Annotated in this window: 25 protein-coding genes; 11 read left to right on the plus strand and 14 right to left on the minus strand. The window is 59.3% G+C overall.

The window, feature by feature from the left end:
* Positions 1 to 549 precede the first annotated feature (549 nt).
* Together ABDX87_RS23215 and ABDX87_RS23220 are read right to left on the minus strand one after the other, a co-directional pair.
* Positions 550 to 1,350 carry an aldolase gene (locus tag ABDX87_RS23215; protein WP_346829973.1) on the minus strand — a complete coding sequence of 267 codons (801 nt, stop codon included), beginning with the start codon at positions 1,348 to 1,350 and terminating at the stop codon, positions 550 to 552.
* A gap of 10 nt (positions 1,351 to 1,360) precedes the next feature.
* Positions 1,361 to 2,071 carry a haloacid dehalogenase type II gene (locus tag ABDX87_RS23220; RefSeq protein ID WP_346829974.1) on the minus strand — a complete coding sequence of 237 codons (711 nt, stop codon included), beginning with the start codon at positions 2,069 to 2,071 and terminating at the stop codon, positions 1,361 to 1,363.
* Between the two features lie 109 nt (positions 2,072 to 2,180).
* Between ABDX87_RS23220 and ABDX87_RS23225 the strand changes: the two genes are divergently transcribed.
* Positions 2,181 to 3,050 carry a LysR substrate-binding domain-containing protein gene (locus ABDX87_RS23225; RefSeq protein WP_346829975.1) on the plus strand — a complete coding sequence of 290 codons (870 nt, stop codon included), beginning with the start codon at positions 2,181 to 2,183 and terminating at the stop codon, positions 3,048 to 3,050.
* 180 nt (positions 3,051 to 3,230) lie between these two features.
* On the opposite strand, the gene ABDX87_RS23230 is transcribed toward ABDX87_RS23225, so the two are convergent.
* Positions 3,231 to 4,163 carry a hypothetical protein gene (locus ABDX87_RS23230; protein WP_346829976.1) on the minus strand — a complete coding sequence of 311 codons (933 nt, stop codon included), beginning with the start codon at positions 4,161 to 4,163 and terminating at the stop codon, positions 3,231 to 3,233.
* A 411-nt stretch (positions 4,164 to 4,574) separates the two neighbouring features.
* Between ABDX87_RS23230 and ABDX87_RS23235 the strand changes: the two genes are divergently transcribed.
* The 3 genes from ABDX87_RS23235 to ABDX87_RS23245 all read left to right on the plus strand — a co-directional run bounded on the left by ABDX87_RS23235 (position 4,575) and on the right by ABDX87_RS23245 (position 6,460).
* Positions 4,575 to 5,051, plus strand: a complete 477-nt coding sequence (locus ABDX87_RS23235; protein WP_346829977.1) for a GNAT family N-acetyltransferase — start codon at positions 4,575 to 4,577, stop codon at positions 5,049 to 5,051.
* A gap of 432 nt (positions 5,052 to 5,483) precedes the next feature.
* Positions 5,484 to 5,684: a DUF1652 domain-containing protein gene (locus tag ABDX87_RS23240; RefSeq protein WP_431061174.1), complete on the plus strand. Its 201-nt coding sequence runs from the start codon at positions 5,484 to 5,486 to the stop codon at positions 5,682 to 5,684.
* A 359-nt stretch (positions 5,685 to 6,043) separates the two neighbouring features.
* Positions 6,044 to 6,460 carry a hypothetical protein gene (locus ABDX87_RS23245; RefSeq protein ID WP_346829979.1) on the plus strand — a complete coding sequence of 139 codons (417 nt, stop codon included), beginning with the start codon at positions 6,044 to 6,046 and terminating at the stop codon, positions 6,458 to 6,460.
* Between the two features lie 21 nt (positions 6,461 to 6,481).
* Here the strand turns inward: ABDX87_RS23245 and ABDX87_RS23250 are convergent, their stop codons facing one another.
* Together ABDX87_RS23250 and ABDX87_RS23255 are read right to left on the minus strand one after the other, a co-directional pair.
* Complete coding sequence (locus ABDX87_RS23250; RefSeq protein ID WP_346829980.1) at positions 6,482 to 6,796, minus strand: hypothetical protein; 315 nt, start codon at positions 6,794 to 6,796, stop codon at positions 6,482 to 6,484.
* A gap of 21 nt (positions 6,797 to 6,817) precedes the next feature.
* Positions 6,818 to 7,003 (minus strand): hypothetical protein, encoded by a 186-nt coding sequence (locus tag ABDX87_RS23255; protein ID WP_346829981.1) that lies wholly within the window; start codon positions 7,001 to 7,003, stop codon positions 6,818 to 6,820.
* Positions 7,004 to 7,701: 698 nt separating this feature from the next.
* On the opposite strand from ABDX87_RS23255, the gene ABDX87_RS23260 reads away from it, so the two are divergent.
* The 3 genes from ABDX87_RS23260 to ABDX87_RS23270 all read left to right on the plus strand — a co-directional run bounded on the left by ABDX87_RS23260 (position 7,702) and on the right by ABDX87_RS23270 (position 10,713).
* Positions 7,702 to 9,132: a pyridine nucleotide-disulfide oxidoreductase gene (locus ABDX87_RS23260; RefSeq protein WP_346829982.1), complete on the plus strand. Its 1,431-nt coding sequence runs from the start codon at positions 7,702 to 7,704 to the stop codon at positions 9,130 to 9,132.
* Positions 9,133 to 9,326: 194 nt separating this feature from the next.
* Positions 9,327 to 10,268, plus strand: coding sequence for a ketopantoate reductase family protein (locus tag ABDX87_RS23265; protein ID WP_346829983.1), 942 nt, complete (start codon positions 9,327 to 9,329; stop codon positions 10,266 to 10,268).
* A 202-nt stretch (positions 10,269 to 10,470) separates the two neighbouring features.
* On the plus strand, positions 10,471 to 10,713 hold the full coding sequence (locus ABDX87_RS23270) for a DUF465 domain-containing protein (RefSeq protein WP_346829984.1): 243 nt from the start codon (positions 10,471 to 10,473) through the stop codon (positions 10,711 to 10,713).
* 355 nt (positions 10,714 to 11,068) lie between these two features.
* On the opposite strand, the gene csrA is transcribed toward ABDX87_RS23270, so the two are convergent.
* From csrA to ABDX87_RS23285, 3 genes are all read right to left on the minus strand, one after another.
* Entirely contained in the window at positions 11,069 to 11,257 is a 189-nt protein-coding gene (csrA, locus tag ABDX87_RS23275) for a carbon storage regulator CsrA (protein WP_062380972.1), read from the minus strand.
* A 514-nt stretch (positions 11,258 to 11,771) separates the two neighbouring features.
* Positions 11,772 to 13,124 (minus strand): GntP family permease, encoded by a 1,353-nt coding sequence (locus tag ABDX87_RS23280; RefSeq protein WP_346829985.1) that lies wholly within the window; start codon positions 13,122 to 13,124, stop codon positions 11,772 to 11,774.
* A gap of 115 nt (positions 13,125 to 13,239) precedes the next feature.
* A complete protein-coding gene (locus tag ABDX87_RS23285) occupies positions 13,240 to 13,755 on the minus strand; it encodes a gluconokinase (protein ID WP_346833601.1) in 516 nt (171 codons plus the stop codon).
* A 273-nt stretch (positions 13,756 to 14,028) separates the two neighbouring features.
* Here ABDX87_RS23285 and ABDX87_RS23290 point away from each other — a divergent pair, with 273 nt between their 5' ends.
* The gene (locus ABDX87_RS23290; RefSeq protein ID WP_346829986.1) at positions 14,029 to 15,045 is read left to right on the plus strand and encodes a LacI family DNA-binding transcriptional regulator; all 1,017 of its coding nucleotides are present in this window, start codon (positions 14,029 to 14,031) and stop codon (positions 15,043 to 15,045) included.
* Positions 15,046 to 15,206: 161 nt separating this feature from the next.
* Here ABDX87_RS23290 and ABDX87_RS23295 read toward each other — a convergent pair whose 3' ends face one another.
* From ABDX87_RS23295 to glcD, 5 genes are read right to left on the minus strand one after another with little or no spacing between them, the layout of a single operon-like run.
* Positions 15,207 to 17,387 carry a malate synthase G gene (locus ABDX87_RS23295; protein WP_346829987.1) on the minus strand — a complete coding sequence of 727 codons (2,181 nt, stop codon included), beginning with the start codon at positions 17,385 to 17,387 and terminating at the stop codon, positions 15,207 to 15,209.
* 54 nt (positions 17,388 to 17,441) lie between these two features.
* Positions 17,442 to 17,849, minus strand: a complete 408-nt coding sequence (locus ABDX87_RS23300; protein WP_346829988.1) for a heme-binding protein — start codon at positions 17,847 to 17,849, stop codon at positions 17,442 to 17,444.
* A 48-nt stretch (positions 17,850 to 17,897) separates the two neighbouring features.
* Positions 17,898 to 19,121, minus strand: a complete 1,224-nt coding sequence (glcF, locus tag ABDX87_RS23305) for a glycolate oxidase subunit GlcF (RefSeq protein WP_346829989.1) — start codon at positions 19,119 to 19,121, stop codon at positions 17,898 to 17,900.
* 3 nt (positions 19,122 to 19,124) lie between these two features.
* Positions 19,125 to 20,168: a glycolate oxidase subunit GlcE gene (gene glcE / locus ABDX87_RS23310; RefSeq protein ID WP_431061271.1), complete on the minus strand. Its 1,044-nt coding sequence runs from the start codon at positions 20,166 to 20,168 to the stop codon at positions 19,125 to 19,127.
* Positions 20,169 to 20,221: 53 nt separating this feature from the next.
* Positions 20,222 to 21,721 (minus strand): glycolate oxidase subunit GlcD, encoded by a 1,500-nt coding sequence (gene glcD, locus ABDX87_RS23315; protein WP_346829991.1) that lies wholly within the window; start codon positions 21,719 to 21,721, stop codon positions 20,222 to 20,224.
* Positions 21,722 to 22,152: 431 nt separating this feature from the next.
* On the opposite strand from glcD, the gene glcC reads away from it, so the two are divergent.
* The 3 genes from glcC to hppD all read left to right on the plus strand — a co-directional run bounded on the left by glcC (position 22,153) and on the right by hppD (position 24,865).
* Complete coding sequence (glcC, locus tag ABDX87_RS23320) at positions 22,153 to 22,926, plus strand: transcriptional regulator GlcC (protein ID WP_346829992.1); 774 nt, start codon at positions 22,153 to 22,155, stop codon at positions 22,924 to 22,926.
* An 87-nt stretch (positions 22,927 to 23,013) separates the two neighbouring features.
* Complete coding sequence (gene maiA, locus ABDX87_RS23325) at positions 23,014 to 23,646, plus strand: maleylacetoacetate isomerase (RefSeq protein ID WP_346829993.1); 633 nt, start codon at positions 23,014 to 23,016, stop codon at positions 23,644 to 23,646.
* Positions 23,647 to 23,788: 142 nt separating this feature from the next.
* The gene (gene hppD / locus ABDX87_RS23330; RefSeq protein ID WP_346829994.1) at positions 23,789 to 24,865 is read left to right on the plus strand and encodes a 4-hydroxyphenylpyruvate dioxygenase; all 1,077 of its coding nucleotides are present in this window, start codon (positions 23,789 to 23,791) and stop codon (positions 24,863 to 24,865) included.
* A gap of 147 nt (positions 24,866 to 25,012) precedes the next feature.
* Here the strand turns inward: hppD and ABDX87_RS23335 are convergent, their stop codons facing one another.
* Complete coding sequence (locus ABDX87_RS23335) at positions 25,013 to 25,804, minus strand: IclR family transcriptional regulator (protein ID WP_346829995.1); 792 nt, start codon at positions 25,802 to 25,804, stop codon at positions 25,013 to 25,015.
* Positions 25,805 to 25,907: the final 103 nt, after the last annotated feature.

Below are 25,907 nucleotides of genomic sequence, written 5' to 3' on the forward strand. Positions count from 1 at the left end.
GCGACTCGATGATGCCTGACACCCCGCGTGCACAGGTTTTGCTGCCGGTTCCCGGCAGATCGCGGGCAAGCGCGCTCCTACAGTTAAGAGTGCAGCGCAGAATAAGGGTGGAAAGCGGACGAATGATGCACGCATCAAAAAAGCGAGGAGCGTTAGCTCCAGCCCGCGTCGCTCTTGTACGCAACAGTCCAGACAACACAAAACGCGACTTGGGTGCAGGCCAAACGTAGACTACGCGGAGTGGGCCGAGCGGCATGGAGGCCGCGAGAGCCGCCCCCCGCCATGGATGGCGGATGGCGGCGTGCCCACGGAGCGTCGTCGGAGTGCGGGAACCCGACGAAGTCGGGCCCAACCGGGAGCAGACACTTGGTTACTTGGTGTCTTTTCAAGTGACCCGCCGATGAACTGACCCCCGAAAGTTGGACACCCAGTCCAACCGAGGGGACAGTTCACGAAGGCGGAACGCTTCTGCCGTTAGGCAGAACCAGAAATACCAGCACCCCCACACACCATGGATAGACACAAAAACTCAGCGCCAAACCCCCAGACTCAATCAGCAAAATCCGGCTCAGTCCTCGCCAATACCCGCTTCACACTCTCCAGATGCAACCGCGCACTCTCAGCATCCTCCTCACTCATCTGCCGCGCCGTACGCAGCAGCACCTCCTGATCGATCACCTTCAACGGACGCCCGGAACTCATTGCCTTGAGCTGCACCTCAGCCGCCCGCTCCAGGTAATACAGATCGTCCCAGGCCTGCGCGATGCTCGGAGCCGTCACCATCACCCCGTGATTCTTCAAAAACACAATGTCTGCCTGACCCATCGACGCCGCGATCCGGTCGCCTTCGTGATTGTCCAGCGCCAGGCCGTTGTAATCCTCATCCACCGCCACACGCCCATAAAACTTCAGCGCGGTCTGACCCGCCCAGGCCAAGGGCTCACCTTCCAGCATCGCCAGCGCCGTCGCATGGGGCATGTGGGTATGGAACGCCGCCGCTGCCTGTGGCTTGTGCAGGTGCAGCCGCGCATGGATATAAAAGGCCGTCGCCTCAGGCTTGCCATCCCCCATGATCACGTTGCCGTCGAAGTCACAGACCAGCAGGCTCGACGCCGTGATCTCTGCGAAGGCCAGGCCATAGGGATTCACCAGAAACAGCTCCGGATAACCCGGTACCAGCGCTGAAAAGTGATTGCAGATGCCCTCGCTCAAACCCAGTCGCGCCGCCATGCGAAAGCTGGCCGCCAGATCGATGCGGGCGGCCTGGACCTGTGGGGCAGTCAGATGGGGATAACGCCTGTCGTGACGATCATGCAGATGATCACCGGAAAAACGCAGATCGTGCGCCATAAGTCTCTCCTTACTCGTTCACCCAGCCTCGGCTGCGAAGGTAATGCGGCACTTTCGCCAAGTCCGGCAGTGTCGCGTCAGGAGTGTAGTCCGGGAGCGGCTTGCGTTGGGTTCCCCGGTCGATCCAGACACACCGGAACCCCATGCCCTTGGCGGCTTCGAGGTCCAGATGCGGGCTGGCACAAATGTGCAGCACGTCATCGATGCCAACACTCAATTGCGCGTGAGCATGCTGGAACAGCTGATGGTTCGGCTTGTACGCCTGCGCCTGTTGAGCCGTGATCACCCGGTCAATGCAACCGCCCAGTTGAGCGACGTTGCCCGCGATGATGTCGTCGTCGGTGTTGGAGACGATGCACAGCATGAAGCCCTGCGTTTTCAGCCATTGGAGCGTAGCGACGACCTCGGGAAAGGGCGGCATCTGGCTGATGCGCCGGATCAGGCGTTCGCCATCTTTGGGCTCGAACGGCATGCCCAGTTCCTCCAGTGTCAGGGACATCGACAGTCTGGAAATCTCGGCGAACGAGCGGTGGGGAGGTGTTTGCTCCAGTCGATGTTCGTGGCGGTCATAGACGGTGATGAAACGGTCAACGTCCAGGTCCGTCCTGCCTTTGCGCTGCAACAGGTCACGGACGCAATCGAGCAGGCCTTCGTCCCATTGAATCAAGGTGCCGTAGCAATCGAAGGTCAGCCAGCGCGGCCGGGTAGGGGGAAGGTTCATGGTCAGCTCCGTGTTCAGGTGTGTGCCCAACTTTAGAAACCTGTAGAGTGGATCGTAAAATTAAATTAAATTGAAAAAATAATTCGATACTCGAATGAAAGGCCCAGCCATGTTTGATCTCGAACTGCTCCACACCTTCGTCTCCGTGGTCGATGCTGGCGGTTTCACCAAGGCAGGGGAACGGGTCAATCGCACGCAATCCACGGTCAGCCAGCAGATACGCAAGCTCGAGGAACAGCTGGGACGGCCGCTGTTGTTGCGTCAACGCGCGAGCAAACACATTGAGCTGACCGAAGATGGCGAGCGCCTGTTGGGCTATGCCCGTCGTCTGGTGGCGTTGTCTCTGGAAGCGCACAGTGTGCTGCGTCGCAGCGACGACACGGGCGTGGTCAAACTCGGCGTGCCCGAGGATTTCGATGTGCAGCGACTGATGACCTTGCTCTCGGGGTTCGCGCGGCAATACCCGCGCATTCGTCTGGACACCGTCAATGGCCTGAGTGTCGACCTGCATGCACGGCTTGAGGCCAAGGAGATCGATCTGGCGCTGGTGAAGCGGGACCTTCCTTCTCGTCAGGCGCAGCGAGACGAACCAGCACTGGCGAGCTGGCCTGAGCAAGTGAACTGGGTCGCCGGTCGGGAGGTGCGGATCATCGAAGACCCGGTGCCACTGGTGGTTTATCCGCAGGGCTGCATCTATCGCAACCGCATCGTGCATGCCTTGGAGTCGTCTGGCCGGCGATGGCGCGTGGCGTTTGCCAGTCAGAGCCTGGTGGGCATTCAGGCGGCGGTGTCGGCAGGATTGGGGATCAGTCTGCTGCCCGCGTCGGCGATGCGGGCGGACCATCGTCTGTTGAGCGCGGAGGAGGGGTTCGCGTCGGTGCCTGCAAGTGAGTTGGCGTTGATTGCGGGGAACCGTTTGCTGACGGACGTGCAGCGCACGCTGGTGACGTACATGAAGGAGGAGATGACCGCGAACTGACCGGTCACGCGCCAGATCCCGGACAATAAAAAATCCGCGTGTGCCTGCCAGATACTCAGGGCGCCACGCGGATCGTCTACGACTCGGTCAATGCATGAACAGTGCGATCAGGATGATCACGGGAATTGGCACACCCAGGAACCACAGCAGTAATGAGCGCATAGCGTTTCTCCTTGATACTCAGCGAATGTTGGAAGTAGTGGCGTAGGCACGGGTTTCGACGTACGTCACGGCATCGCGACGACGGCCACCCCAGATGGCTGCAAGGCTGGCAACGAAGGCGCCGCAGAGCAGGGCAACGAAGGTCCAGAGCGCGCTCATCGCAGCCACTTTCGCAGCAGTTTCAGCGGCCTGTTGAGCTTTCAACTTCGCATCGGCGACCGCTTGCTTAGCCTGGCCGTACACTTGATCGACACGGGCCTGTGCGTCGGCCTGGCTGAGGTTGGTGCGCTGAGCGACCAGTTGAGCCAGGTAGTTGCGGTCTTCCGGCGCCAATTGACCATCGTTGGCCAGTGTCCTGGTGAAGATCCGCACCACCACGCCGCGTGCTGCGTCGTCGCTGACAGCAGCCGGACGGTCGTCACGGAACAGGGTGTCGACGAAATAACCATATTGATCGCCACTGGTGTTGCTGGCAGCGCTGCCTGCAGCGACAGCGGCCGTGCCGGCTACGCCTGCCACCGCACTGGCACCCGCCTTGACGCCACTGCCTACCAGCCCGCTGACGGACCCGACGATCAGCACGGCGGCGACCAGGGTCGCAATAGCCCACGACAGGAAGCCGTGAGCGGTGTCACGGAAATACACTTCATCGCCATGCATGTTCGACCATTTCACCCGCAAGCGACCGGCCAGGTAGCCGCCCAGGCCAGAGGCAATGATTTGCGTCAACGCAAGCCAGACCACTGTGGAAATACCAATGGTTTTAGCGCTGGCGCCTTCGTTGGCCCAAGGCGACATCGCCGAGAAACCAAGACCCGAGCCCAGCAGGACGAGTATCAAGGATAAAGCTGCGGCGCCCGCGGCACCGGCGAAGATAGCGCCCCAGGACACGCCCGAGACAGAGGAGGGTTCTTCTACAGCGGCAGGATAAGAATCAGGCGAGACATTCATTGTTGTGCTGCTCCATGCGAATAAGGGTGTGACTTCGCAGGGATAGGTGCAGTGCCTGTGCCAGATCGATATATTGAAAAATCTGTTAAATATCAATACGTTATTTTTGTAATGTAACGTCTGGTTCATGCAAATTGCATGAATGGCCCAGCAGGCGCATGCGTTATGCCCGGTTCGTATAAGTTCAATCTCTTCAGGGGCTTGCGACGGGTTTTTAGCGCTCGGTGGAACGAGATTGAAACACCTTGGGACTATTTTTTAAAAAAATTGTCCTATGGGATCAGCACTGACAGCGTGTGATAGCCGCTCTGACATATATATGTGCTCCAGAGCGGATCAGATCATGTCCTCGGGCCAGTGTTTGACCTATAGTTTCCGCTCAGCGCCCGTTTCTTCGAGAGGTTAATCGTCATGTTTCTACATCGTCCCCTGGAAGAAAAAGACATCCCGGCTATATGCGACATGCCCCAGAGTGTCGATGAGTTGTTCTACATGTTCCCCAAGGCGGTTTTCCCGCTCACGCCCGCGCAGCTGCGCGATTCAATCGAACAGCGTTCCGATAACACGGTGATCGAGCTGGATGGCGAGGTGGTGGGTTTTGCCAACTTTTCGCGCTACGACTTTCGCGGACGCTGTTCAATGGGCAATGTCATTATTGCGCCACACGCCCGCGCCAAGGGGGTCGGTCGCTATATGATCGGCTGCATGATGGAGCTCGCGTTCGGCAAGCATGAGGCGAAAGAGCTGACGGCTTCCTGCTTTAACCACAACGTGCCCGGCCTGCTGTTTTACCCCAAGCTGGGCTTCAAACCCTTCGCGATAGAGGAGCGTCAGGACAAGAAGGGCGCTCGCGTTGCGCTCATCCATTTGCGCCTCCCTCGGGAGTAAGCCAGACACGTCATTCGTCGGTTAACGTTACAGTGGCCGACGAGTGGACGCCCCAAAAACTCGCTTCCGCTTTTCACATCCGACAGCGCCAGGCCCTCTCATCAGAAAAAATTCCTCCTTTTATCCGCACGTTATTCCTGATGAAACGTTTTTTCTAAGAGATCACTTGCGTATTCCCTGATTTGAAGCACGCGGAGTCGCTTATTTGCTTCAAGTTAGGGCGAGGCGTATAAATTGGGTATTCACCCTTCATTTAGTCGAGGCGTTGAATAAAGATCCACGTTTAAACACAAGGAAGCCATTAATAAAATGTGTCAGGCGAGCGACTGTACATGTGGTGACAGGGACCGCCTCGGGAGGATATCGCTAATGATTGCATGCACACTCTCCAACCTTGAATTGCGCAGCATAATTGAAAGTGCGTTTCTGCCCATGCGGTGCAATTGTACCGTTCTGGACGACACCATGACGGTTGAGGTCATCGACCCCACAACCGAGCACGTAGAGCTGCTGGTCAGCGGCATTGCGCTGGACCGACTGGACACCAGCCGGGCGTTGTGCGAGCTGATTTCCGAGCTGCACGCAGAGCTCAACAACAGCCGACACATCCACAGGCATGCGTTGGCGAGTTAATCGTTGTTTTATCGCGTCACTCCCGTACGCCCATGGTGCAGTGGTTATCATGGGCGTTGTTGTATCCCCTCTTTATTAGCCTGTCCGGCAGGCACCTTCAAAAGCATGGAAGTTTAAAAGCGCAGTTGCCGAATGCGTGGATGTTCGGAAAAGTTTTATTAGTCTTTATCCCTTCCTGATATATGAAAGAGATGACAGCGAACAAACGCACTGTATCGCAGCATGGCGCGTTAAGACGGTCACCCTCGGACAAGCGCACGGACGATGGCTCAAATGACTCTGGCAAACCGGGCATTTACCTTTTATCTTAAGGCCGGCTACGGCGGATGAGCGCCGACTTTAAATCTCGAGGGGAATGCATGGCGCATCACCAGCCCAATGACCTGGGTCTGCCAGACCGTGACAATTCGAGAGGAATGATCCGCCGGCGCCGAGTACTGTGGGGTGTCGGCTCACTTCTGGGTGTCGTGGTGGTCTGTGTCGCCGTCGTTGTCGTGATGTTGCAACGGCTCGAGGCGAGAACCGCCAATTTCCAGCCACCGATGACCGCACTGGAGCGCCAGCGCCTGCTGCCCAAAGACCCGGTTCTTGATGCGGCGCCCAAGCTCGATGGGCTACGGTACGGAGAGGAAGCGGGGTCAGACCCTGCTCACTATTCGGTTAAGGAAGTCGAAGTGCAGGGTCGCGATGTGCCGCTCGGTCAGGCGCTCATGCTTCATGAAACCGATTTGCACGCCAACGTTCAGCATGGCCTGCAACCTGCCAGTCAAAACTGAAAGAGCCTTCGCCTCGCACGATCAATGCACCCGACGGCGGTGCTCATTTTCGAACAGCACTTTAAAGCGTTCCTCGCCCTCTTCGTCGGTGGCGTACTGCTCGCGAATCGGTCCTGCTTCTATCCTGCCATCCAGTGCGATGCGAATGATGGCGGACTTGGGCAGGTAATCCGGTACGTCGCCGATAATGGTCAACTCCCTCAAGGTATGCCCGTCTTGCTCGACCGTCGCCAGCCTCACTCGGCAGGTGGCCTGCATCGGGATCGGCCCGAAAAGGGTGTCCCGGGAATAATCGATCTCGGCAATGCTGGACCGACGGTTTTTCTCAGCATTCATGTCAGCGACCTCTATGTCAGTTCAAAAGCGGGCAAGAGCCTGATAATGGAGACGAATTGGTCCGGAATAGTTCTGCTTTTTTTCCCGCTGGTGCGACCACTCATCGGCAGGCATCAAAGCCTTGGCGCCTCGGTGCCTGCCGCAGGGATGAAATCCGGCGCCATAAAAAGCGCATTTTGATAAAAAAGCATAAATAAAGAGCGCCATCCGTAATCTGCTGTAAATAGCACTTTATGGCGCGACAAAATTCCGGCAAGTGTGTCGCGTAGGCGGGCGGGGAAATACCGTGTCTTACTTGGTTTGTTCTAAATACCGATTATTTTAATGTTAAAAATGCATTGAGCATCGCGCTTGTCACAAAATACCGGCGTCAAAAAATAAATAACCTAAGAATCAATGGCTTGCGAATGCAAAATGGATATTTTGATAAATTCTCGAAAATTTGACACTTGACGGGATTTTTGAAACTATCACCTTACGGTTTTTCTCTTGTAATAGTTTGTAATAGATTCTCGGCTGCTTTCACGGCGTGCATGAAACTCTCGATCCAGAGCGCTTGGCGAGAGGGCGGTAGCGTCCGTCAGTGTTCTAGAAAGCCTGCCCAGTTATTCTATTTCCTCTCGTTTGCTGTTCGTCATGTCCAGGCCGGACGCTGGCACTGTACCGCGTGTTCAATGCGCCTGAAGAACAAGAAATACAGGTGATCCTCTCGTTTGAATCGCGACTGACATTGCTGTCAGTTGTCACGGTAGTCATGCCCACATTTTGCCCGTTCCACGTTGTATGTATCCAGTTCGATATAAAAAGAAGTCAGGTCAGAACGGGCGGTTGGTTGTGCCTGTTATTTCAGGGTCCACGCCTGTATGGGCGCGCTCAATGCATCGACTAAGTTCGGAGTTACGATTATGTATGGAGATCATCTGGAAACCGTTTGTGGTTGCGTAGTAGGGGGAGCCGGACCCGCCGGGATGGGGTTGCTTTTCAATGCGTTGAAAAGCGGCGCCATGCCTGAATTGGCCAAGGAAGGCTTGATTATTGTCGATGCGAGCCCCAACCCCGGCACGGGTCGGTTGGGTGATTACAGGATTACCGCCAACTCGGTGGGCGATGTCTTCCTCGATTGTCTGCGCGACCCCGCGTTGCGAGACGTGTTCGAACCCCTTGAGCACTCACCTGCCTACTGGCGCATCCGCCGTCAGGCGCAAAGTGCGCCGCAGCTTTCGGATGTTGCGGAGTTGCTGGCCGAGGCGTCCACGCTGGTGCTGAACTTCATTGTCGAACACTACGGTGTGAAACTGTGGACCAGCACGACGATTACCGAGGTTGTGCATGAAGACGACGAATATCAGGTGTGGGTTGAATCGGAAGGGCGTAGTCGCCGTATCCGCTGCCGGGCTGTCGTCCTCAATCTGGGCGGCCGCCAGGACCCACGGCATTTGCTGAACAGTCTGGCCGATCAAGGGTTGGCGGTACCCCCCTCTGCCACAGTGCAAAGTGCCGATGAGTTGCTGCGCATGAACGGCGTGCAATTGCGCGATTTCTTCGCGCCAACCCTGGCGCGTAACGGCCGGGTGAGTGTGGTCGGGGGCTCTCACAGCGCGTTCTCGGTGTTGGAGAATCTCGCCGATGCGCTGGAATTTGCGGGCCTGCGTGAAGTGACCCTCGTGCACCGTTCGCCCATCCGCTTGTTCTACGAAACCGCTGAGGCGGCAACCGAAGCCGGGTATGCATTCGATCCGCTGAAAGACGTGTGCCCGGTCTCGGGGCGCGTCAACCGCTCGGGCGGGTTGCGTTACCGTGCGCTGGATGTAGGGCGTGAGGCACTGTCGCGCGGCCATATTGGCAAGACCGGGGTGCGTGTGCATCTGCTGCAGACCCAGAACGGCCCGGAAGGGCAATTCGAAAGTGCGCGGCAGGCCTTGGCTGAATCCGAGGTCGTGGTGCAATGCACCGGGTATCAGCCCCTGTTGCCGACGCTGACCTATGCGGGTGGGGCCGCCGTCAGCCTGATGGAGGTCAAGGGCGGTCTGGATTCCGATCCTTCCGGCTGCCCGCTCGACAGTAACGGTCAGCGCCTCTACGGGCTGCACCTGTTCGGTCTGGGCGCCGGACTCGGCGTCGATCCACGACTGGGCAGCGAGGCATCGTTTGACGGTCGTATCTACGGCGTGTGGCAGTTCCACAATGACGCCAGTGGCGCCGTCATCGATGCGGTGCTTGCGCGTCTGCAACAGCCGGTGATCCAGCCCGTCAGCCTCAGCCGTCGGCTGGTCGTCAACCGCGAAGAACAGCGCCAACCGTTCCTCTGGCCTGTACTGGCCAACGCGCAATCCTGACTCTCCTTGCAACACCTATCCCGGACCGCCTGCGCGCTCCGGGATTTTTTTTGCCGGCGCGTCTGCGCCCGGCGTCTCGATGCATTGAAAAACAATATGTTGGCCATCATTCCACGGTTGGATAGAGTGGGCGCATTCATCTATTCTGGGTTGTCCGAACCCTCTCAGGCTGACTCCAAAAGGAATCGAAACACATGCGTATCTTGATCGTGGGTGCAGGGGCGATAGGTGGCTATTTCGGCGGCCGGCTACTGGAAGCCGGGCGCGACGTCACGTTTCTGGTTCGCCCTGGGCGCGCCGAGGAGCTGGACCGCAGCGGCCTGATCGTGCGCAGCCCGCTGGGCAATATTCAGTATCCGTCGCCCCCGCATGTGATGACGCCGATGCTGGATCAGACCTTCGATCTGATCCTGCTCAGTTGCAAGGCTTACGACCTCGACGCGGCCATGGAGTCCTTTTCGGCAGCGGTCGGTCCGCAGACGGTGATTTTGCCGCTGCTTAACGGGATGGCGCATCTGGACCGACTGGCCGAGCGCTTTGAGCCTGAGAACGTCCTGGGCGGGCAGTGCCTGATTTCCCTTGATCGTGATGCTTCCGGCGCCATCTTGCATCTGAACGACACTAACCAGTTGTCCTTTGGCGAACGCAGCGGTGCGTTGACGCCGCGCATTCTCAAGGTCGCCGAGGCGCTGGCAGATGCAGGCTTCGATGCCAACCTGAGTCAGCAGATCGTTCAGGAAATGTGGGAAAAATGGTGTTTCATCGCCACGGGCGCAGGGATCACCGGCTCGATGCGCGCCAGTATCGGTGATGTGATCGCCAGTGGAGGAGAGGTGATGATTCTCAAGTTGCTGGCGGAATGCGCCCAGGTTGCGGAGGATGCCGGGTATGCCATTCGCCGCGACGTCAGGCAGCGCTTTCAAACCATGCTGACCACTCAAGGCTCGAAGATGACGGCGTCCATGCTGCGGGATATCGAGCGGGGCGCGCCGATCGAGGTCGAGCACGTGATCGGCGATATGGTCGCCCGCCGTTCCAGCACCGATCAGTCCGCGAAAGGGCAGCTGTCGATGCTGGAGGCTGTTTACGTCAACCTCAAATCCTATGAAGCGCGGCGGGCAAGGGAAGCGGACTGAGCGGTCACGCGCATTACCTGTTGGTTTGAGCGATCAAACGCTTCCGGCACCGCCGCGCGCACGCTGGCTTTGGCGTTGAACAGGTATGCCCATGTCGGTTAGCGGCGAGCACGCATCGGTCGATTGCATTGCAAAAATGCCGAACCTTTGGGGTGAGCTACCCTCAATCATTCAACATCTGTCATCAGAGGAGAGGCGCACCATGCCGGTCAAGCACGATTTGTACGCGGATTTAAGTGTCAGCAAAGACGAGTTGGGCAAGCTTCGCAGCAAGGATGCCAAGCTCAATCAACTGGTCGAACATTACGACATGATCGACGCCGACATCGTCAAGGCGGAGGCCGGATCGGCTGGCGATATCTCGGACGATCAACTCAAGAAGCTTAAGGAAAAACGCTTGCTGGCAAAGGACAGCATTGTTCAGCACTTGCCGCATCCGGACTGAGTCGTCCTGATTCCTGAATCACAAGCGGCTGGTTTTCATTGGGGAAACCGGCCGTTTTTTATTGAGCGCTCAGGTGAAAGAACCGGGCAATGATGCCGCGGATCAGTCGGAAAAGTGCGTGCCAGAGCAGTTTGCGTTGAACCCGTCAGTTAACTAGCGAGCGGATGGGTTAGTTAGCCAACGCCCAGGGGAAGTGCGGCTGTTATGGATCCAAACATATTTCCGACATAAACGGCGTCGGGCATACGCCGTTTAATGGGTCTGCCGCCGGGCAGCAGCAGACGCGTGACTAAAAACAGTGAACCCGGGTGACTAACGTTGCGCGCGGGTGGGCAAGTCAGCTGCACCGGGTGGATCATTGGGGCTCTTGGTTGGGGGCAATTTCAGCCTGAATGCGTTTGTAGATTTCTTCACGGTGTACTGAAACATTCTTCGGTGCGTTGATGCCGAGCCTTACTTGAAGGCCTTGTACGCCCAGAATGGTGACAGTGATTTCGTCACCGATGTTTATGCTTTCGCCGACTTTGCGGGTGAGTATCAACATAATCTTTTCCTTGATGGCCTCTTGAAGCGCCTCTACCAGGAGGCTGGCGTTAGCCTTTTGGGTGGTGGTAATGCCGAGTGCATCCAAATGCGTCCGTCAGTATGACGCCATGGGTACGGTTTTAATTCCCCAGGACCCGATTCTTGTCATTGGTATGGGTGCTCCTGAGGCCAGACGGCATGCGAATTTTGCCTGTTTTTGGCAGTAAATCCCCTAAAGGATTGGCTATAACCCTGATAGCCAGATCCGGGGCGGCGCCTATTGCACACTCCTTTCGCATTTATTGCAAAGAACTCGTGCCAGACGGCGATGAAATTTTCATTAGCCTGCTTGTACGTGATCTCCTAGAGCAGTGTAGGAGAGTTCCTAATTGCGTGGCGGCAAAGTGAGATGAGTTAAGCAAATCAGCGACAGGCTGCCTGAGTTCGTGTGGCGTGGGTGCGGGCAGACACTGGCGGGGGGCAGAAACAACATGCCCACCGCGAGGGTGGGCATGGGTGCAGCGGTCAGGGAATCAGACCACCAGCGACAGCAGCATGATCAAGATGATACCGACCACGGAGAGGATGGTTTCCATCACGGTCCAGGTCTTCAGTGTTTCAACCACGGTCATGTTGAAGTACTGCTTCACCAGCCAGAAACCGGCATCGTTGACGTGGGACAGGATCAGCGAGCCCGCGCCGGTGGCCAGCACCAGCAGTTCGCGGTTAACGCCCGGCACCATGGCAACGACAGGCGCCACGATACCCGCGCCGGTGATGGTGGCGACGGTTGCAGAGCCGGTGGCGACACGGATCACCGCAGCGACCAGCCACGCCAGCAGGATTGGCGAAATCTGCGCCTGCACGGCCATGTGACCGATCAGGTTACCGACGCCGCTGTCCACCAGCATTTGTTTGAAACCACCGCCCGCGCCCACGATCAGCACGATCGCGGCGACTGGCGCCAGGCTCTGGTCCAGCAGCTTGATGATCTGGTCACGGCTGAAGCCGCGTGCCGAACCAAAGGTGTAGAACGCCAGCAGCAACGCGAAGAGCAGGGCGGCGATCGGGTGACCGATGAAGTCCATCCAGATGCGGAAGATATGGCCTGCCGGCAGCGCGACGTCGGCGAAGGTCTTCAGCAGCATCAGGAACACCGGCAGCAGAATCGTGACCAGCGTGATGCCAAAGCTCGGCAGGTTCTCGTTGGTCGATTCCTTGGCAATCTGGTCCATCAACTCTTTGGACGGGTTGCCAGGAATGCGTTTGGCGATCCATTTACCAAAGATCGGGCCTGCGATGATTGCCGTCGGGAAGGCGACGATCAGGCCGTAAAAAATGGTCTTGCCGATGTCAGCGTTGAAAATGCCGATGGCCAGCAGCGGGCCCGGGTGCGGTGGCACCAGGCCGTGTACTGCGGACAGGCCGGCGAGCAGCGGGATACCGATCTTGACGATGGAGACGCCGCTGCGACGGGCAACGATGAACACCAGCGGGATCAGCAGCACGAAGCCGATTTCGAAGAACAGCGGGATACCGACCAGAAAGGCCGAGAACATCATGGCCCAGTGAACACGATCCTTGCCGAAGCGACGAATCAACGTCTGGGCGATCTGGTCGGCACCGCCGGAGTCGGCCATCAGTTTGCCAAGCATGGTGCCGAGGCCAAGGATGATACCGACGAAACCCAGAACGCCGCCAAAACCGTCCTGGAACGATTTCATGACTTTGTCTACTGGCATCCCGGAGGTCAGCCCGAGAAAACCTGCTGCGATGGTCAGTGCAATAAAAGGGTGGACTTTGAACTTGGTGATCAATAGCACGAGGCCAATGATGGTCACCAACGCATCGACGAGTAGATACGTGTCTTGAGTCATACCGAACATGGGGTGTCTCTCCGTTGTATTTTGTTTTTTTGGAGCTACTGCTCAGCGCTGTTGTTCACTGCCGTGTGCACACAAAAAGACAGCGCTATCTTTGTCGCTCACGCCGGATCGAGGATCAGGAGCCGGTGAGAGCGTTGGCAGATTGGGTTTGCGAGGCGGTCCACCAGGACGCCGCTTCGGCACCGATGGTCTCGATGGTTTTGGTCGCATCCACGACCAGCGTACGGTCTTCACCGTAGGGCGGCTCAAGGGTCGCGAACTGGCTGTCCACCAGACTGGCCGGCATGAAATGCCCCGGGCGGTGGGAGCATCGCTCGGTCGCCAGTTCCTTGGTCAACTCCAGAAACACGAAGCCAAGCCCAGGCACGGCTGCACGCAGACGGTCACGATAAATGAGCTTGAGCGAGGAGCAGGTCAGAACCGGCTTTTCGCCATTTTTAAGCGCGTTGGCCACTTCTTCGCCCAGGCGGGTCAACCAGCCTGCGCGGTCTTCGTCATTAAGAGGATGGCCAGCGCTCATCTTGTCGATGTTTGCTTGAGGATGGAACGCATCGCCTTCGATAAGGCGACCGCCGCAGTTCTTGGCAATTTCAGCGCCGACGGCGCTTTTGCCGCAGCCGGAAACACCCATTACCACAACGGCGGATATTGCATGTGGAGCAGTAGTCATAAAAACCTCGTCCCGAAGACAGCGCTGTCTTTGCCGGATGGTGTGCAAGACCGGCAAGACTGTTTCCGGGTGTAGTCATTGTTATGGGTATCTCGCTGATCCATGAGATGCAACGGTTCCGTTCGTGAGTACGATCGAAGAAAGTTGCGGGCCTCCGTGAGATAGCGCTACCTTAGAGCCCATCCGAGACAATCGCAACCCCTTCAGCTTTTCCTTCCAATCAGTTGGCAACGCATGACACGCATTGGTTCCCGCTCCACCGGTCGTCCCACGCTTAATGAAGTCGCGAAACTGGCCGCCGTTTCCCCGATTACCGCTTCCAGAGCGTTGCGCGGCGTGGCCACGGTGGCGCCGGAACTGGTGGAAAAAGTCCGTGCCGCTGCGCAAAGTCTAGGCTATGTCGCCAACCCTGCTGCCCGCGCACTGGCTTCCTCGCAAAGTCAGTCGGTCGTGGTGCTGGTGCCGTCCCTGTCCAATCAGTTGTTCATCGAGACACTGGAAGCCATTCAATCCGTCTTGCGCCCGCGCGGGTTGGAAGTGGTGATCGGTAACTATCACTACTCGCCTATAGAAGAAGAGAACCTTTTGCGCAGCCATCTGGCGAACCGACCGCGCGGCATTTTGCTGACCGGCTTCGATCGCAGTCAGGCTGCGCAACAGCTGCTGGCGGCCAGCGGCGTGCCGTGCGTGCACATGATGGAGCTCGACCCTGCACGCGCGGAGCCTTGTGTGGGGTTTTCCCAGCAGCAGGCGGGCGCCGAAGCGGCGCGGCATTTGTTGAGCCGTGGGCGTCGGCGTCTGGCGTACGTGTCGGCGCAACTCGACCCACGAGTGATTCAGCGCGGCACGGGATTTCGCGGCGCACTGGAAGCGCAGGGGCTGTATGACGAGACCCTGCAGATGGCTTCGCCGCTGCCGTCCTCGATCGGGCTGGGCGGCGAATTGTTCGCGCGTCTGCTGGCAGAGCATCCGGACGTGGACGGGGTCTTTTTCTGTAACGACGACCTGGCGCAAGGAGCCGCGCTGGAGGCATTGCGTCGCGGAATCAAGATCCCCGAGCAAGTGTCGCTGATCGGCTTCAACGACCTGCCAGGCTCGGCCCATATGGTGCCGCGTCTGACCTCCATTCGTACCCCCCGTGAAGAAGTCGGCCAGCGCGCCGCGCAATTGCTGCTCGGCTTGCTGGACGGCAATGTCCAGCAGGCGCAGGTCGATCTGGGGTTTGAACTGGTGGTGCGGGAAAGCACCTGATCACGAGGGTGTGCGGACCGGGATTTCTGGCTGACACATCTCGTTGTGGGAGCTGCAGGAGGTAACTACAGTGGCGAATGCAGTGCGTCAGGTAAACCGCTTTCGCCACCGTCGTAACCTCCTGCAGCTCCCACAGGTGCTGCAGTCTTGCTGGGACGGCTTTATTTGTCTTCTTGCTTGTACGCCAACCGGAACTCGTGCAGCAGCGGTTCGGTGTACCCGCTCGGCTGTTCACGGCCTTTGAACACCAGCGCGCACGCCGCCTGGAACGCAACCGATTTGTCGAAGTTTTCCGCCATCGGCTTGTAGGCCGAATCGCCTGCGTTCTGTTTGTCCACGACCTTCGCCATGCGCTTGAGGGTTTCCATTGCGTAGTGATCGTCGATCACCTTGTGACGCAGCCAGTTGGCAATGTGCTGACTGGAAATGCGCAACGTGGCGCGGTCCTCCATCAAGCCGACGTTATGGATGTCCGGCACTTTCGAACAGCCGACGCCTTGCTCGACCCAACGCACGACATAGCCCAGAAGCCCTTGCGCATTGTTCTCGACCTCTTCGCGAATCTGGTCCTCGGTCCACTTCGCTTCGGCCACCACCGGGATGCTCAACAGGTCGAGCAGAATGGATTCGCTGACCCTGTCCAGATCGACCTGTTCCAGCTCCAGTTGCACCGCTTTCACATCGACCTTGTGATAGTGCAGGGCGTGCAGGGTGGCGGCCGTCGGTGAAGGCACCCAGGCCGTGGAGGCACCGGATTTCGGATGGCCGATCTTCTGCTCCAGCATGTCGGCCATCTGGTCCGGCATGGCCCACATGCCCTTGCCGATCTGTGCGCGGCCGCGCAGGCCACACGCCAGACCGACCAGCACGTTGCTGCGCTCGTAGGCCTTGATCCACGGCGTGGCTTTCATGTCGCCCTTGCGCAGCATCGGGCCTGCTTCCATCGAGGTGTGCATCTCGTCGCCGGTGCGGTCGAGGAAGCCGGTGTTGATGAACGCCACCCGTGCGGACGCTGCGTTGATGCAGGCCTTGAGGTTGACGCTGGTGCGCCGCTCTTCGTCCATGATCCCCATTTTCAGGGTGTTGCGCGGGATCTTCAGGGCGTCTTCGATGCGACTGAACAGCTGGTCGGCGAAGGCCACTTCGGCCGGGCCGTGCATCTTCGGTTTGACGATGTAGACACTGCCGGCGCGCGAGTTGCCGCGATTGTGCAGGTCATGCAGTGCGATCAGGCTGGTGATCACGCCGTCGAGAATACCTTCCGGGATTTCCTTGTTGCCGTCGTAGAGGATCGCCGGGTTGGTCATCAGATGGCCGACGTTGCGGATGAACAGCAGTGAACGACCGTGCAGGGTGATGTGGCTGCCGTCGGCGGCGGTGTATTCGCGGTCGGGGTTGAGTCGGCGGGTTATGGTCTTGCCGCCCTTGATCAGCGCTTCGGTCAGGTCGCCCTTCATCAGGCCCAGCCAGTTGCGGTAGATCACCAGCTTGTCGTCGGCGTCAACGGCCGCCACGGAGTCTTCGCAGTCGATGATGGTCGACAGAGCCGCTTCCATCAGCAGGTCTTTGATGCCCGCTGGATCGCTGCTGCCGATCGGGCTGGTCGGGTCGATCTGGATTTCGATGTGCAAGCCGTGGTTCTTCACCAATATCGCGGTGGGTTGCTGGGGTTCACCCTGGTAGCCGACGTATTTTTCCGGTTGTGCGAGGCGCGACTGGCTGCCGTCGGCCAAGGTCACCCGCAATTCGCCGCTGTCCACGGCGTAGGCCTTGGCATCGACATGAGAGCCGGACGCCAACGGCACGGCGTCGTCGAGCAGAGCACGGGCGAAGTCGATGACTTTTTTACCACGCAGCGGGTTGTAACCGGCCTTGATCTCTGCGCCGTTGTCGTTGGAAATCGCATCGGTGCCGTACAGCGCGTCATACAGCGAGCCCCAGCGGGCATTGGCGGCGTTGAGCGCGTAACGCGCGTTGGCGGCGGGCACGACGAGCTGCGGACCGGCCTGTTCGCTGACTTCGATGTCGACTTTACTGGTGGTTGCCTGAACCTCCGCCGGCACCGGTTGCAGGTAACCGATGGAATCGAGGAAGGCGATGTAGGCAGGCATGTCGGTGACAGGGCCCGGATTGGACTTGTGCCATTTGTCCATCTGCACCTGAATCCGGTCGCGCTCGGCCAGCAGCTCACGGTTGATGGGCGCCAGGTCGTGGACCAGCGAGTCGAAGTCGGCCCAGAAGACGTCCGGGTCCAACCCCGTTCCGGGAAGCACGTCCTCGTCGACAAAGCGTTTCAGATTGGCCGCTACCTTGAGGTTGTGGCTGTTGACGAATTCGGTCATCTCGGGTTCTCCATCATAAAAAATGTCTGTGCATCTTCTGCCGCGTGCGTTTGGTTATCCCGCATTCACCGCCGCGACACCGGCCTTGGCGACTTGTGCATCCTGGTCGGCTTTAACGCCGGACACACCCACCGCACCGATGGTTTCGCCGCCCACGATCACCGGCACGCCGCCTTCCAGCGAGGTCAGCAGTGGCGCGGTCACGAACGCGGTGCGACCGCCATTGACCATCTCTTCGTAGCCCTTGGACTCGCGACGACCCAGCGCCGAGGTGCGGGCTTTTTCGATGGCGATATAGCCACCAATCGGGGCGCAGCCGTCCAGGCGCTCAAAGCCCAGCAGATGACCGCCGTCGTCGGTCACGGCAATGGACACGGCCCAACCGTTGGCCTGAGCGTCGGCGCGCGCGGCAGCGAGGATCTGGGTGACTTCGGTCTGGGTCAGAACGGATTTGGTTTTCATGAAGTTCTCCTGAAGAAGAGGGGGGCGAAAGGGAGAAGACGGCTGCGATCAGCTTGGATGCAGCGCGTCCTCGATGAGTTCGATCCAGTGCTTGACCGGTGTGCGCCCAGCGCTGGCCAGGTGCGTCTGACAACCGATGTTGGCGGTGGCGATGACGTCCGGTTGACCGCTTTCCAGCGCATTCATTTTGTTGTCGCGCAGTTGCTTCGACAGCACCGGCTGGGTGATCGAGTAAGTACCCGCCGAGCCACAGCATAGGTGATTGTCAGGAACCGCGGTCAGGTTGAACCCCAGGCGGGTCAACACCGCTTCCACCGCGCCGCCAAGTTTCTGCGCGTGCTGCAGGGTGCAAGGGCAATGAAACGCCAGTTTTGCGCTGGTGCAGGCCCCGAGTTTTTCCAGAGGTTCGGCGCGCAGGACTTCCACCAGGTCTTTGGTCAGTGCGCTGACTGTGGCTGCCTTGTCGGCGTACGCCGCATCGTCGCGCAGCATATGGCCGTAGTCCTTGACGAACGCACCACAACCGCTGGCCGTTTGCACGATGGCTTCAGCACCGGCCTGCACGCTCGGCCACCAGGCATCGATGTTGCGCCGGGCGCGGTCCAGGCCTTGTTCCTGTGCGTTCAGGTGGTAATCCACCGCGCCGCAGCAACCGGCCTGCGCAATCGATTTGACGCTGATCCCCAGGCGATCCAGCACGCGAGCGGTGGCGGCGTTGGTGTTGGGTGACAGGCCCGGTTGCACGCAGCCCTCAAGAATCAGCACCTGCCGGGCATGGTGTTGTGTGGGGCGGGCTTTGGCCGGACGAATGTTGCCGGGCAACTTGTCCTTGAGTGAGCCCGGCAGCAGCGGACGAAACGAATTCCCCATCTGCGTGAGCGTCTTGAACAGGCCGGCATTCGGCACCACGGCGCGCAGGCTCTCGCGCAACATGCGCTGGCTTAACGGTCGCGGCACGGCGGCGTCGACCACAGCCCTGCCGATGTCCAGCAGGTTGTGATAATTCACGCCGGAAGGGCAGGTGGTTTCGCAGTTGCGGCAGGACAGGCAACGGTCCAGGTGCAACTGGGTTTTTTCGGTGACTTCTTTGCCTTCCAGGACTTGCTTGATCAGGTAAATCCGCCCGCGCGGGCCGTCCAGCTCATCACCAAGCAGCTGGTAGGTCGGGCAGGTGGCGTTGCAGAATCCGCAATGCACGCAACTGCGCAAAATGCTTTCGGCTTCTTCGCCGCGGGGCAGGCTTTTCGCCTGTTCGCTCAGGGTGGTCTGCATGGTTCAGATCTCTGCGTACATTCGGCCCGGATTGAAGATTCCGTGCGGATCAAGTTGCGCCTTGAGCTGGCGGTGATAGCGCAGGAGCGGCTCGGCCAAGGGCTGGAACGGGCTGTCGTCCAGGCCGTGGCTGTAAGAGAGCGCATGTCCGCCGACGGCGCCAACGATGGCGCGAATCTCGTTGCCACTGGCCTCGGATTTGAGCCAGCGTTGCGCGCCGCCCCAGTCGATCAACTGATCGCCCGGCAGGTCGAGCACAGCGGTATTGGTCGGCAGTGACAGTCGCCACAGCGGCCGGCCATCGGTAAAGAAATCCAGCCGATGCTCATTCAGCGCTCGCCAGTACGCCGGGTCGATGGATTCACCGCCCAAACGATCATGGGCCGCCGCCACCGAGCCTTCGCCACCTTCCAGACGCAGCCTCAGCACACGGCCATCGTGACTGGCTGCACTGATCGGCAACGGCTGCTGGCCCCATTCGGCCAACCGGGCGAGGGCGCGGGCGCTGTCCATCTCCAACGCGATGCTGGTGCACAGGCGTGGCTTGGGCAGCACTTTGAGCGAGACTTCGGTGATCAGTCCCAGGCAGCCAAAACTGCCTGCCATCAACCGCGACAGGTCATAACCGGCGACGTTTTTCATCACTTCGCCGCCGAACTTCAGGTGTTTGCCCAAGCCGGTAATGACGCGTGTACCGAGGACAAAATCGCGCACCGAACCTGACCATGGCCGGCGCGGACCGGACAAGCCCGCTGCAATCATGCCGCCAACCGTCGCATCGCCCACGCCACCGTCACTAAAGGTGGGTGGCTCGCACGGCAGCATCTGCCCGGCAGCTTCCAGGGCGGCGTTCAATTCGCTCAGCGGTGTTCCGGCGCGCGTGGTGATCACCAGTTCGGTGGGGTCGTACGTCACGATGCCGCGATGCGTCCGCGTGTCGAGCACTTCCCCGGCGACTTCCCGGCCGAGAAAGGCCTTGCTGTTGGCGCCCTGAATGCGCAGCGGCATGCCGCTTTGGATAGCTTGGTTGACCTGCTCCTGCAGCATGTTGCTGGCGTCGCGGTCCTGCGCGGTGAAGTGGGGTTGACGTTCGGCACCCATCAGAAACGCTCCAGTTCAGGGAAGGGCAGCTTGCCCATGTGCACGTGCATCGCACCGAATTCGGCGCAACGATGCAGCGTCGGGATGTTCTTGCCGGGGTTGAGCATGCCGCTGGGGTCGAATGCTGCTTTCACCGCATGGAACAACGTCAGTTCGTCGCTGTTGAACTGCGCGCACATCTGATTGATCTTCTCGCGGCCGACGCCGTGCTCGCCGGTGATGCTGCCGCCGACTTTCACGCACAGCTCGAGAATCTTGCCGCCCAGCGCTTCGGCCCTGTCCAGCTCGCCCGGTTGGTTGGCATCGAACAGAATCAAGGGGTGCATGTTGCCGTCGCCGGCATGGAACACGTTGGCCACGCGCAGCCCGTATTCTTCGGACAACGCCGAGATGCCTTTGAGTACGCCCGGCAACTCCCGGCGCGGAATGGTGCCGTCCATGCAGTAGTAGTCCGGCGACAGCCGACCCACGGCAGGAAACGCATTTTTGCGACCGGCCCAGAAACGCACGCGTTCGGCTTCATCTTTGGCTTGGCGTACTTCGGTGGCGCCGGCTTTTTCAAGCACGGCGCGAACCCGGTCGCAGTCGTCGTGAACGTCGGCTTCGACGCCATCCAGCTCGCACAACAGAATCGCTTCGGCGTCGACCGGGTAACCGGCGTGGATAAAATCTTCGGCGGCCCGGATCGCCAGGTTGTCCATCATCTCCAGCCCGCCAGGAATGATCCCCTCAGCGATGATGTCGCCCACGGCACGTCCGGCTTTCTCCACGGAGTCGAACGCCGCCAGCAGCACCCGCGCGACCTGGGGTTTGGGCAGCAGCTTGACAGTGACTTCGGTGATGATGCCGAGCATGCCTTCGGAACCGGTGAACAGCGCCAACAGATCGAAGCCGGGCGAGTCCAGCGCGTCCGAGCCCAGCACCATGCGTTCGCCTTCAACGGTCAGGATGTCGACCTTGAGGAGGTTATGCACGGTCAAGCCGTACTTGAGGCAGTGCACGCCACCCGCGTTTTCCGCGACGTTGCCGCCGATGGAGCAGGCGATCTGCGACGAAGGGTCCGGCGCGTAATAAAGGTCGTAAGGCGCGGCAGCCTGGGAAATCGCCAGATTGCGCACGCCGGGTTGAACACGGGCGAAACGTCCGGCGGGATCGATGTGCAGGATCTTGTTGAAGCGCGCCATCACCAGCAGCACGCCTTTTTCCAGCGGCAGGGCGCCACCGGACAGGCCCGTGCCCGCGCCGCGCGCCACGACCGGCACACCGCGCTCGTGGCAGACCTTGAGCAGGGTCTGGACCTGTTCGACCCGTTCCGGCAGCACCACCAGCATCGGGGTGGTGCGATAGGCGGAGAGGCCGTCGCATTCGTAGGGACGCAGTTCTTCCTCGCGATGGAGGATGTCCAGATCGGGCAGTCGCGCTTGCAAGGCCTGTAACAGCTGAGCCTTGTCGATGGCAGGCAACGCGCCATCGACGCGTTCGTCGTACAGAATATTCATGATGGGTTCGCAACCCTGTTGTTTTTATATAAAGCGGTTTTATGTAGGGCCCGTTCTTTGACGGAACGTTCTACCGCTGACTTGCATCATTGGGTGCGGGGGCCTTACTGTCCATGTCTTAAAGCACTGGTCGAACCAGTTTTTTTTGTCATTTGCACAATGGATGTTAAAAAAAACGATGCTTATCAAGCTCTTGGTATCGTGTTTTTCCAACGATATCTTGATATTTATCACTGGTCATACCAGTGGGTCCGGCGTAAATGGATACTGCTTTTCCAATGCTGGATCAAATAACGCTGTTTTGTAGGAGCCGGCTGGCTACCGAATGCGGTCAGGCACAAAGCTAGAGGCTAGCTGACCCTCTGCGTTCGCCAGCACGCCGGGTCCTGCAGGCATGCACAGGATTCACCCCTATCGCGGACGCTGGATCAATGGAAACGCCTGCAAACAAGCTCACGCCTCAAGTTGCCGATGTGGTCAGCGAGCGTATCGAACGGCTGATCGTTGACGGTGTGCTCAAGGTCGGGCAGTTATTGCCCTCCGAGCGACGCCTGACCGAGAAGCTCGGCGTATCGCGCACGGCGCTGCGTGAGGGGCTCAAACTGTTACGTGCCAGAGGCATCATTGAGACGCGGCAAGGCAAGGGCTCGTTCGTCGCCCAGATGGGTGGGCTGGGGCTGACCGCTGCCTCGCCCTTGATGCACCTGTTCGCCTCGCAGCCTCGCACGCTGTACGACCTGTTCGAGGTGCGCAGCCTGCTGGAAGGGGAGTCCGCTCGCCTGGCGGCCTTGCGTGGCACCGACGCTGATTTCGTGCTGATCACCCGGGCCTACGACGCGCTGGTCGCGGCTCACGACCATGAACTGTCGGCCTCTGAACACGCACGCCTCGATCACGCTTTCCATTTGGCGATCTGTGAGGCCTCGCACAACCCGGTATTGGTCCAGACCTTGCGCTCGCTGACCGACCTGCTGCTCAACACGGTGTTTGCGTCCGTCAACAACCTGTACCACCGCGAGGCGCAAAAACGCCAGATCGACCGCCATCATGCGCGGCTGTACAACGCCGTCACCGGGCGTCTGCCGGAACAGGCGCGCAAGGCGGCCGTGGCGCACATTCAAAGCATCTGCGAGAGCCTGCGCGAGATCGAGAACGAAGAGCAGCGACTGGTGCGCGCCACCTTGCGGCTGGAGGGGTGGACCTGACCTTGACAGCTGCCGGGTATTGCCGCAATTTACGCATTGCGTAAACCGTTTACGAATAAAACAAGAAAACAACGCGAAGGCCTGCCCGTGGATCTTTACACCTACTACCGATCAACCTCCAGCTACCGGGTGCGGATTGCCCTCGCGTTGAAAGGGCTGGAGGTCAATGCCATCCCCGTAAATCTGATTCGTGACGGCGGCGAGCATCGCAAACCCGACTACCTGGCAATCAATCCTCAAGGTCGCGTGCCCGCGCTTCGGCTCGACACGGGCGAGGTGATCACCCAGTCGATGGCGATCATCGAATACCTGGACGAACGCGCACCCCTGCCGGCGTTGCTGCCCAAGGATTTGATTCAGCGAGCCCGACATCGAGCAGTGGCCGCGTTGATCGGCTGCGATATCCATCCGCTGCACAACGTCGCGGTGCTCAATCGCTTGCGCGGTCTGGGGCATGACGAAGGCAACGTGACGGCGTGGATCGGACACTGGATTACTGAGGGCTTCGCCGCTGTTGAAGCGTTGATTGGCGACGAAGGCTTCTGTTTTGGCGAAGTGGGCCTGGCCGATGTTTATCTCTTGCCCCAGCTCTACGCCGCACGCCGCTTCACTGTCGACCTGACCGCGTTCCCGCGCATTGGCCAGGTCGAGGCGCTGGCGTTGCAGCATCCGGCCTTTCAGTCTGCGCACCCTGATGCGCAATCCGACAAGCCGGAGTAACCTTTCCCCCATGAAAATCCTCGGTCTGCAATTGATCTTCGGCGACTTCCTCGCCCGCAGCGTACGGGGCATTCCCTGTGCGCCACCCGCTGAACAGTGATCCTCGCCGCTGTGCATCTCACTTTTTAGCAGGAGCAAGACCGTGACTGATCTCTACGAAAACCCGATGGGCCTGATGGGCTTCGAATTCATCGAATTCGCCTCGCCGACCCCCAACACGCTGGAGCCGGTGTTCCAGATGATGGGCTTCACCAAGGTCGCCAACCACCGTTCCAAGAACGTGGCGCTGTACCGTCAGGGGGCCATCAACATCATCCTCAATAACGAGCCTCACAGCGAAGCGTCCTACTTCGCGGCCGAGCACGGTCCTTCCGTGTGCGGCATGGCATTCCGGGTCAAGGATTCGCAGCAGGCCTACAAACGCGCGCTGGAACTGGGGGCTCAACCCATCGAGATCGGGACGGGGCCGATGGAGCTGCGTTTGCCTGCGATCAAGGGCATCGGCGGGGCGCCGCTGTACCTGATCGACCGCTTTGGTGAAGGCACTTCGATCTATGACATCGACTTTGTATTCATCGAAGGCGTGGACCGTCACCCGGAAGGCGCGGGCCTTCAATTCATTGATCACCTGACCCACAACGTCTACCGCGGGCGCATGGCGTACTGGGCGAACTTCTACGAGAAGCTGTTCAACTTCCGCGAAATTCGTTATTTCGACATCAAGGGCGAATACACCGGCCTGACTTCCAAGGCGATGACCGCGCCGGACGGCATGATCCGCATCCCGCTCAACGAAGAGTCTTCCAAAGGCGCCGGCCAGATCGAAGAGTTCCTGATGCAGTTCAACGGCGAAGGCATTCAGCACGTCGCGTTCTTTACCGAAGACCTGATCGACACCTGGGACCGACTCAAGGCACTGGGCATGCGCTTCATGACGGCCCCGCCGGACACCTATTACGAAATGCTCGAAGGGCGACTGCCGAACCACGGCGAGCCCGAAAGCGAACTCAAGGCGCGCGGTATTCTGCTGGACGGCACCTCAGAAGGCGGCAACAAGCGCCTGCTGCTGCAGATCTTCTCGGAAACCCTGATGGGACCGGTGTTTTTCGAGTTCATCCAGCGAAAGGGCGACGACGGCTTCGGCGAGGGCAACTTCAAGGCGCTGTTCGAATCGATCGAGCGCGACCAGTTGCGGCGTGGGGTGTTGACGGCGGATTGATTTCCGTCGTCTGTCGCTGTTCTACCTGTAGGAGCGAATTCATTCGCGAAAAAATGTTTCAGGCGAAAGAGATTTGTCGGTCGTACCGGCCAATCGCGAATGAATTCGCTCCTACAGGTTTGATCGGTGTCCGAGCCGTGTCAGGGATCAGACCTTCGGCATCTCTCCGCCCATCCGTGCGCTGATCGCTTTGGCTGTGTTTAGCAGCTTCTGGGCCGCCAGCGCCTGGCGTTCATTGGTGAGCACCGATGCCGAACCCACCACGGTCACCACGCCCACCAGCTTGTTGCCCATCGCGAACACCGGTGATGACACGGCATTGACGCCCGCCATCAGCAGGCCGTGAATCTGATGCACGCCGGTGCTGCGGATTTCCTGAATGTGGCGGTCGATCTCCTTCAGCTGTTTCGCATTCATGGAAGCCGCTTCCGAGTGTCTCAGCGCTGCTGTCTCGGCGGGCGAGAGGAAGGTGTCGAACACCAGCCCTGTCGAGGAACTGAGCAGCGGCAAGACCGAGCCGATCTGCGTGACCAGCGTCACTGCGCCCAGCGATTGCTCGACATACACCACGGTGGGGCCTTTGTTGCCCCACACCGCGAGGAAGCAGGTTTCATTGAGTTCGTCGCGCAGCGCAACCAGTTCGGGTGCCGAGGTCTTCAGCACATCCAGCTGACTCAGCGCCGCAAGGCCGACCTGCAAGGCGGAGCGTCCCAGCCGGTAGTGGTTGGTCACCGGGTCCTGCTCGGCGAAGCCGCTGTCCACCAACGCCTGCAAGTAGCGATGCACCTTGCTGGCGGGCATGCCGACGTATTCGGCGAGCTTCGACAACGAGGTGGCGGGCGCGAGTTCGGCCAGCGCTTTGAGAATGCCGACCCCGACTTCGGCGGACTGCACTTTCTGTTGGCGCGAGCCTGCGGGGATTGTGGATTCTTCGGTCATGAGCGGGGCGTGCGCCGGTCTGGAAAGGCTGCTTTATAGCTTGACCGACCTGCAAACTCAAATTACGTTATGCGTAATCTGTTTACGTAAAATAAAAACAAGA

It is taken from the genome of Pseudomonas abietaniphila (assembly GCF_039697315.1).
Classification (GTDB): domain Bacteria; phylum Pseudomonadota; class Gammaproteobacteria; order Pseudomonadales; family Pseudomonadaceae; genus Aquipseudomonas; species Aquipseudomonas abietaniphila_B.